We start from the raw sequence: 6,696 nt of genomic DNA on the forward strand, positions 1-6,696 counted from the left end.
AGAGATGATCACCTGCTTGGCGGCTGGGCGCGGGGTTGCGTCCGCGGGTGTGCTCACCGGCCGCTCAGCGTCGCGCACGTCCTTGGCACGATCAGCGACTGCACTGCCCGCAACACTTGCAAGAGCACCCCGTACATGTCCCACATCCGCCGAGGTCGCCGCGATGAAGGGCCCAACGAAGGAGGAAAGCGCGCTTCCCTGCCTTTGGCAGCTCTGGGAGAGCCGCACATCCTGCGCACGACCTTGGAGGCCATCTCGGTCACCTTCACCGGACCCTCGGCCGGGGCGAACACGGTGCGCCGCAAGCGAGCCGTTCTCCACCATCTGCTTGAGCACGCGGTGGAGCAGAAGGTGTTCGACAGCAACCCGCTGGACGGCATCAAGTGGACCGCACCCAAAGCCGTCACAGTCGTCGACCCACGAACGGTGGTCAACCCGGCCCAGGCCAGACAACTCCTCGATGCCATCCCGAAGGTCGGACGCAACCGAGGCTCCCGCCTCAAGGCGCTCTTCGCCTGCATCTACTACGCCGCACTCCGCCCCGAGGAAGCGGCAGACCTGCGGCAAAGGAACTGCACCTTGCCTCAATCCGGCTGGGGCTTGATCGTCCTGGAGGAAGGCACGCCCCCAGGGCACGAAACGCTGGACCAACTCCGGCGAGACCCACGAATCCCGAAACATCAAGCATCGAGCAGGCAAGGAGACACGGGAAATCCCGATCCCGCCCGTCCTGGTCGCCATCCTCCGCGAGCACGCCCGCTTCGTCGTCCCCGCCAACAACCTGATTGACCATGTCCTGGCCTGGTCCCAATTCCGGCAAGAGCACCAAACCCGTGCTCTGATCAGCCACTACCGGCAGCGAGGTGACCCGCCACCTCAAGATTTACGAATGTAGTACAGGTCAAGGGATTCGTCGTCGCAGAGCAACCTTCTTGACTCCCGACTTGTCATACTTTAGCCTGCTGTGCGAATGAACGGATGCATGGCAACGGGTACCCGACGTAAAACAACCGCTGGACCGGAAGGACTGTTTGGTCAATAATTCTGCGTAGCCATGACTTAGCCGCGCCTATGTAAGTCAGACAGTCCAGCGATAAAAGGTTCAGCCACCCGAAGAGAATACCTGAACCTGGAACGGAAAGTCGTCTCGAGCGCGGCTGGCCCTGCATCTGCGGCCAAAGTCCATTCATGCATGTCGGGCCTCTGCGGGGCGATTCAATGGGAGCTCGCCGAGAAGGCGAATCACGCTGCTAGGCATACTGGCGTAAGGTGCTGCGGCCGATGAGGTGAGTGGGTGGGTGTTTGCCCATTCATTCGCGCTATAGGTCGGCGGCAAAAGGCTGAATTCCACGATTGTTATGCTAGGGGAGCCACTTGCTGATCCATATACCCAGTATCCAGACCTCGTCACGCCAGGACGGCGGAGCATGACTACGAGCCATAACCATCAGGGGCTGTTCCTGGTGCTCGAAGGGGCCGATGGATCAGGTAAGAGCGCCGTGGCCACAGAGTTGGTGACCCTAGGGCGTGATGCCGGATTGGATATTCGTCGCGTCCTGCGTGGTTCGCCGCGCGGAGATGAAGCACACGCATCTTTGATTCGCACAGTAGGCCGACTATTCGCTGATAGCGATGAAATAGGCGCGCGATGGGACCTGCTCAGTCTGGCTGCAGCCACGCAGTGCCTAGCGCTCCTGCAAACAGAGGTGGAAGATAGTGTGCTCGCCGGTGGCGTGGTCATTGCTGAGAGCTGGTGGCATAAGACACAGGTGAGACTGGCGATAGAAGCTTCGATCTGTGGTTACTTGGACCCTTCGCAGGAACTGGCATTCAGCACTTGGCAGCAAGGGCTCATGCCGTCCTCGACCAAGCTTTCTCAGGCCCAGCAAATGACTGTGCTGATTGAGACTGATCTGGATACTCGGGTCAAATGGTATGAAGCTGGTAGCTGCGTCGAGCCGGTATACGATCCACAAGGGGTAGTCACCCATGACCCTATCCATTTCGGCAACTTTACCGAAAGAATAGCGATAGGACTGCTCCAGCGAGCTCAGGAGGAGGGTTGGCCGACGATACGTAACGGGATGGAAAGGCGGCCTGTGGAACTTGCGAGAGAACTGATAGAGCTAATCCTTACGAGGCACACAATCGAGTGAGGCCTTGTATGGGCACGATTGAACATCGCCGATGTTTGGTCGCCTGTATCCGCTCGTGGGGGTACTCCGCAATTGCGTTCCCGTATAAGGAAGATTAGAATGCCGTCTAAAGAATCTGGATGCTCTGAGTGAAAAAACTGGGGCCCGGTCTTCATTGAGCTGTCCTTAACCCGGCGACGCCCCCTTCCCTTCACCGGATCTCCGGCCGGGGCGAACACGGTGCGCCGCAAACGGGCTGTCCTGCACCATCTGCTCGAGCATGCCGTCGAACAGAAGATCTTCGACAGCAACCCACTGGACGGCATCAAATGGACCGCACCCAAAGCCGTCACAGTCGTGGACCCGCGCACGGTGGTCAACCCCACCCAGGCCCGGCAGCTCTTGGACGCCGTTCCCAAGGTCGGACGCAACCGCGGCGCACGCCTGAGGGCGCTTTTCGCCTGCATCTACTACGCCGCGCTACGGCCTGAGGAGGCAGCGGACCTGCGGCAAAGGAACTGCACCTTGCCCGAGTCAGGCTGGGGCCTGATCGTTCTGGAAAAGGCGCGCCCTCAGGCCACGAAACGTTGGAGCAACTCAGGCGCGACCCACGAGTCCCGCAACCTGAAGCATCGAGCAGACAAGGAGACGCGCGAGATCCCCATTCCGCCCGTCCTGGTTGCCATCCTCCGCGAGCACATCGCGCAGTACGGCACAGCGAAGGACGGCAGGATCTTCCACACGGCCAAGGGCGGTACCTACTCCAGCTCGGCGCACTCCTACGTCTGGCAGGAGGCCCGAAGGCTCGTCCTCAGCCCTGAGCAGATCAGCTCATCCCTGGCAGCACGACCATATGACCTGCGTCATGCGGCCGTCTCGCTGTGGTTGAACGCAGGGGTCCCCGCCGTCGAGGTCGCAAAGCGTGCCGGCCACAGCGTGGATGTGCTGTTGCGGGTGTACGCCAAGTGCATAGACGGGCAGCAGGAGCACATCAACGCGAAGATCGCCGACATGCTGATCGACTAGTCCACCGCGGCGACGACGGTCCTGGCTAAGCCGGGGCCGTCGTGGCGTATGACGCACGGTCACTGTGGACCGCGTTTCGTTGCCTGAGACTTCTGGCTGAACGTCGTATCCCTAGGAGGATGTCCCCGTTGGCCGGAGGGTTCGGACCCTCCCGGTTCCGCCTCCCAAGGTCGGGACTGATTCACGTCGGCCGGATATCTTGCGTTTCAGTCGTGTGACGGCTGAAACCTGCAAGCAAGAAGCAAGGAAGATGAGCTCTCACAAGTCGTATTGACGGATCAACCGCAGAGCCTCCTTCTCCGTGACCATGTCCGCGGTGCGGGTGATGTGCAGGCGAAGGTCATTCAGGATGGTGTCGCCGGCATGCCGAACGCGGTCGCTGTGGCGCTCGAGCTCACCATCGAATTCCTTGGCAACGGGTCCGGTCCAGATGCGACCCGAATGGAAGTCCTTGGAACGATTTGCGAGCGCTTGCTGCATGTCATGGATCAGAGGCTCGATCGTACGCAGCGCCTGTTGTAAGGCGGGGAGCAGGGGGTTGGGGACCATCTCCGGCATGGCTCAATCCTTCGCCTCGGGACCATCGGATGCCCTGGTGCCCATGAGCTTCGGAGCGATCAGCTTCATCAACGCCACCACATCGGCTTCGTTATCACGCCCTTCGGCGCCGATCACAAGTTCAATGCCCAAACGCACTTCGCCGCGGACCAGCACAGATCCCACCCGGGTTTTGGAGTTGGGGTCCGTAACGTAGTACCCGGCCCCACCGGGGACGATGGCGGGCAGCGGCTTAGAGCCATCCCGAAGTTGTTCTTCGATCTGTCCGCGAGAGCCGTTGGTGTCGAGCATGATCCGGAGGATCGACGATCTTTCCCCGCTATTCTGGAAGACAGAGCAGGCGCCGATGGCCGGATTGTTCTTCGTGGGCGGATTCAGAGAGCCTGTTACTAGTGGGTCGCGGACTCCGGTGATCTGCTCCACGGCGGCCTTAGGGACGTAGTTGCAGATGAACGGCGGGGCGTAAGCCGTTGTGAGTGGAGAGGTATCGACTTTCGCGGGAGTCTCCCCGGTGCATGAGCTGATCCCCGCAAGCACGCTCACAATAAATGCTGTCCGAATGAGTAAGTTCGCCATGGTCACTTGTCGATCGATGTGAACAGCCCGGAGAAGGCCTCCTGGGGCCGGTTCTCGCCCGCCGGCCGCGCGCCGAAGTCGATCCTGGCCACCGGGACGGGGCGGCCGTGTTCGGCGAGGTGGTCGAGCAGTTCGGTGTCGTCGGCGCCGCGGATGTCCTCCCAGCGGTCGGTGCGCAGGCAGGAGCGTTTTTCGAGGTGGCGGAGGAGGAGTGATTTTGCCGCTGCCGCCGAGGCCGTGGAGGTAGAGGATCCGTTCGGGTGGTGGGTCGTCGTTGATGCGGGTGACGACGTGGCGGGTGAGCTCGAAGCGGTTGGCGAACAGTTCGAGCGAGCGGTCGTGCGCGACGATGGAACGGGCTGAGCCGTTTGGAAGATCGGCATGGGTCAGCCCTGTGCGGTTGTGAGGCGCAATGTGGTGTCCCGTCCCGGGTAGACGAGTGACTTAACGGCGTTATCTGACAGCACCTGGCTAGAGGGCTGCCATTCCGCTCGGTTTTACGCTGGTACTCGGCTCAATTCCGCCGGGTTTGATGTTTTTCCCTACGTTACTCGCCGACCTGCTGCTGTGCATATCGGGAAAGGTGCAGCGCTCTTGTTTTCTAGTCGAGTAGGCTCTGATCGGCTCAAGGTCGTATGGTGTAGCTCATGTCCGCAGAGGGCGGAGATGGCTATGCCTTTATCTGGGCTTAGGGGTGCATTTGTGGAGCTCGCCGTACCGTTTGCGAGCGATGCTCAGCAACTGGGTTAGGTCGCTCACCGGGTCGCGCCCCTTATCTATCTCGGACAGATCGATACTGATCCACGGGCGCTTGTCGCCGCAGCGAAACAGCATCATCGTGTAGAACGGCTTAGTTTGCGGCGGGCGCCCGGTGTAGGAGATGAGTCCCTTGCCGAGTTCTGTTGGCAGTTCTGCCAGCCGATGCTCTCCGAAGTTTTTCTGGGCGGTATCCAGTACGTTGTCGCCATCTCGTATCGACCAGACCGCGGATAGTCTTGTGTATTCGTTGCGAAGTGTGCATATGCCGTGTGTTGTCGGCACTCCGCCCTTGTCTTCTTGGAGGGGAAGGGTGAGACCACTGATCGTGCGGACTGCCTGCTGAGGGAGGAAGTCGCACCAATAGGGTGGGGAGTCAGTGAGCGGGGCGGCGGAGATCTTATCGCTTGGGCTGGGTGACGGCGGTGGATTTGTTCCGGTGCAGCCGGTCAGCAGCGCCAAGGCGAGTGCCAGCCCAGTTCTTGTAGCAGTAGTGATCTTCATGTCAGTAATCGAGTATTCCAAGATTGTTGTGTGTTGTATCCCTTGCCGTGTTCATGGTGTTGCTCATATTGTCAGAAATCGCCTCGATGTCTGAATGTCTACGTGCCCATGCCATAAACTGGTCGAAGGCTACTGGGTCGGTCACGATCTCGTGTATCGGCTTGATGGACGGCGGATTTCCGTTGGTAACGAAACGAGTGTTTCTTGCGTCATCCAATGCGGCGCCGGAGATTTTTTCGTCTGCTAGCCTTGCGCTGGCCACTCCGATCTGCATGAGCCACGTGACCATAGCGGTTTGATCATTTGAGGTCTTCAAAGCCTCCTTCGTGGTGATGCTCACCTTGATCATCTGTTCTGCGGCCATCGCGGCTAGTTTGTCGAAGCCGATCCCGGCGCCCTTCTCGCCCAACTGTCCGCCGACTTCTCCGGCTACCTTTCTGCCGATTGCCCCGACTGGGCTTACCAAGTAAGACATCGCGGCGCTAAGCGTGTCTTGTAGATCCTTCCGGGCTTTTTCCTCGCTCCATGCATGGGCGAGCAAACTCAGTCTGCGGGCTTCGAGCAGATGCCCGAACAATCTGGCCTCGGGGCGCAGCTCCGAGTCGAGATTCTTTCCACCATTCGCTTTCTGCGCGTCATTGATTGTGTCGAGCATGTGGCCCGCTTGTGCTGCCTGAAGTTCTACTGCGGCGTCTCTATCGCCACTAGCCAGCACCAGCAAGCGATCCATTTCTTTTGCTTCTATAAATGGATGGAAACCTTCTGTTTGAGTTTCGAACGTTTTCTGAACTTCGTCGATATGGGCTGCTAGGGCGCTCCCTAGAGGCCCTCTGAGGAAGGTGAGTTGGTCGTACAGGTTGCGATTCGCTATGAAATACCGTCCGTTGTCATCTTTTCCGAAAGCGCCGTTGACCTGACCCTTCAGAGCCACCAGCGCCTCTTTGGTCAGGTTCAAAGAGACAGGGTCCTTACTAGTCAGGGCACTCCGGAGCGCTGCTGCGAATGGATCGGTGTTGCCGTGGAAGTGGAATGCGGACAGACGGTCGGTCAGCATGTACGACAGGACTGACTGCTTCCACCCGGCTGGTGTGTGGTTCAGCAGAGCTTGAGCGGACTTCGCGTTGCTCGACGCCGCGTGGAA

At 59.7% G+C, this 6,696-nt stretch carries 8 protein-coding genes; 3 read left to right on the forward strand and 5 right to left on the reverse strand.

Annotation, left to right across the window (positions count from 1 at the left end):
* Positions 1–135: 135 nt before the first annotated feature.
* From ACGFIM_RS37975 to ACGFIM_RS37985, 3 genes are all read left to right on the forward strand, one after another.
* On the forward strand, positions 136–789 hold the full coding sequence (locus ACGFIM_RS37975; protein WP_393211257.1) for a hypothetical protein: 654 nt from the start codon (positions 136–138) through the stop codon (positions 787–789).
* Between the two features lie 638 nt (positions 790–1,427).
* A complete protein-coding gene (locus tag ACGFIM_RS37980) occupies positions 1,428–2,156 on the forward strand; it encodes a hypothetical protein (RefSeq protein WP_393211260.1) in 729 nt (242 codons plus the stop codon).
* Positions 2,157–2,375: 219 nt separating this feature from the next.
* Positions 2,376–3,161 carry a tyrosine-type recombinase/integrase gene (locus ACGFIM_RS37985; protein ID WP_393211263.1) on the forward strand — a complete coding sequence of 262 codons (786 nt, stop codon included), beginning with the start codon at positions 2,376–2,378 and terminating at the stop codon, positions 3,159–3,161.
* 258 nt (positions 3,162–3,419) lie between these two features.
* Here the strand turns inward: ACGFIM_RS37985 and ACGFIM_RS37990 are convergent, their stop codons facing one another.
* The 5 genes from ACGFIM_RS37990 to ACGFIM_RS38010 form a co-directional block, all read right to left on the reverse strand.
* Positions 3,420–3,719, reverse strand: coding sequence for a hypothetical protein (locus ACGFIM_RS37990; RefSeq protein WP_393211266.1), 300 nt, complete (start codon positions 3,717–3,719; stop codon positions 3,420–3,422).
* Between the two features lie 3 nt (positions 3,720–3,722).
* Positions 3,723–4,010 carry a hypothetical protein gene (locus ACGFIM_RS37995; protein ID WP_393211268.1) on the reverse strand — a complete coding sequence of 96 codons (288 nt, stop codon included), beginning with the start codon at positions 4,008–4,010 and terminating at the stop codon, positions 3,723–3,725.
* A gap of 287 nt (positions 4,011–4,297) precedes the next feature.
* Positions 4,298–4,678 carry a hypothetical protein gene (locus ACGFIM_RS38000; RefSeq protein WP_393211271.1) on the reverse strand — a complete coding sequence of 127 codons (381 nt, stop codon included), beginning with the start codon at positions 4,676–4,678 and terminating at the stop codon, positions 4,298–4,300.
* A 295-nt stretch (positions 4,679–4,973) separates the two neighbouring features.
* Positions 4,974–5,555 carry a hypothetical protein gene (locus ACGFIM_RS38005; RefSeq protein ID WP_393211273.1) on the reverse strand — a complete coding sequence of 194 codons (582 nt, stop codon included), beginning with the start codon at positions 5,553–5,555 and terminating at the stop codon, positions 4,974–4,976.
* 1 nt (position 5,556) lies between these two features.
* Positions 5,557–6,696, reverse strand: a 1,140-nt coding sequence (locus ACGFIM_RS38010; RefSeq protein ID WP_393211276.1) for a hypothetical protein, incomplete at its 5' end; no start/stop codon positions are given.

The organism is Nonomuraea sp. NPDC049309, from assembly GCF_043196965.1.
GTDB lineage: Bacteria > Actinomycetota > Actinomycetes > Streptosporangiales > Streptosporangiaceae > Nonomuraea > Nonomuraea fastidiosa.

Coding starts and splice junctions, on each gene's coding strand:
- ACGFIM_RS37980 (WP_393211260.1), top strand. CDS start 1,428: ATGACTACGAGCCATAACCATCAGGGGCTGTTCCTGGTGCTCGAAGGG.
- ACGFIM_RS37975 (WP_393211257.1), top strand. CDS start 136: ATGTCCCACATCCGCCGAGGTCGCCGCGATGAAGGGCCCAACGAAGGA.
- ACGFIM_RS37995 (WP_393211268.1), bottom strand. CDS start 4,010: ATGCTCGACACCAACGGCTCTCGCGGACAGATCGAAGAACAACTTCGG.
- ACGFIM_RS38005 (WP_393211273.1), bottom strand. CDS start 5,555: ATGAAGATCACTACTGCTACAAGAACTGGGCTGGCACTCGCCTTGGCG.
- ACGFIM_RS37990 (WP_393211266.1), bottom strand. CDS start 3,719: ATGCCGGAGATGGTCCCCAACCCCCTGCTCCCCGCCTTACAACAGGCG.
- ACGFIM_RS38000 (WP_393211271.1), bottom strand. CDS start 4,678: ATGCCGATCTTCCAAACGGCTCAGCCCGTTCCATCGTCGCGCACGACC.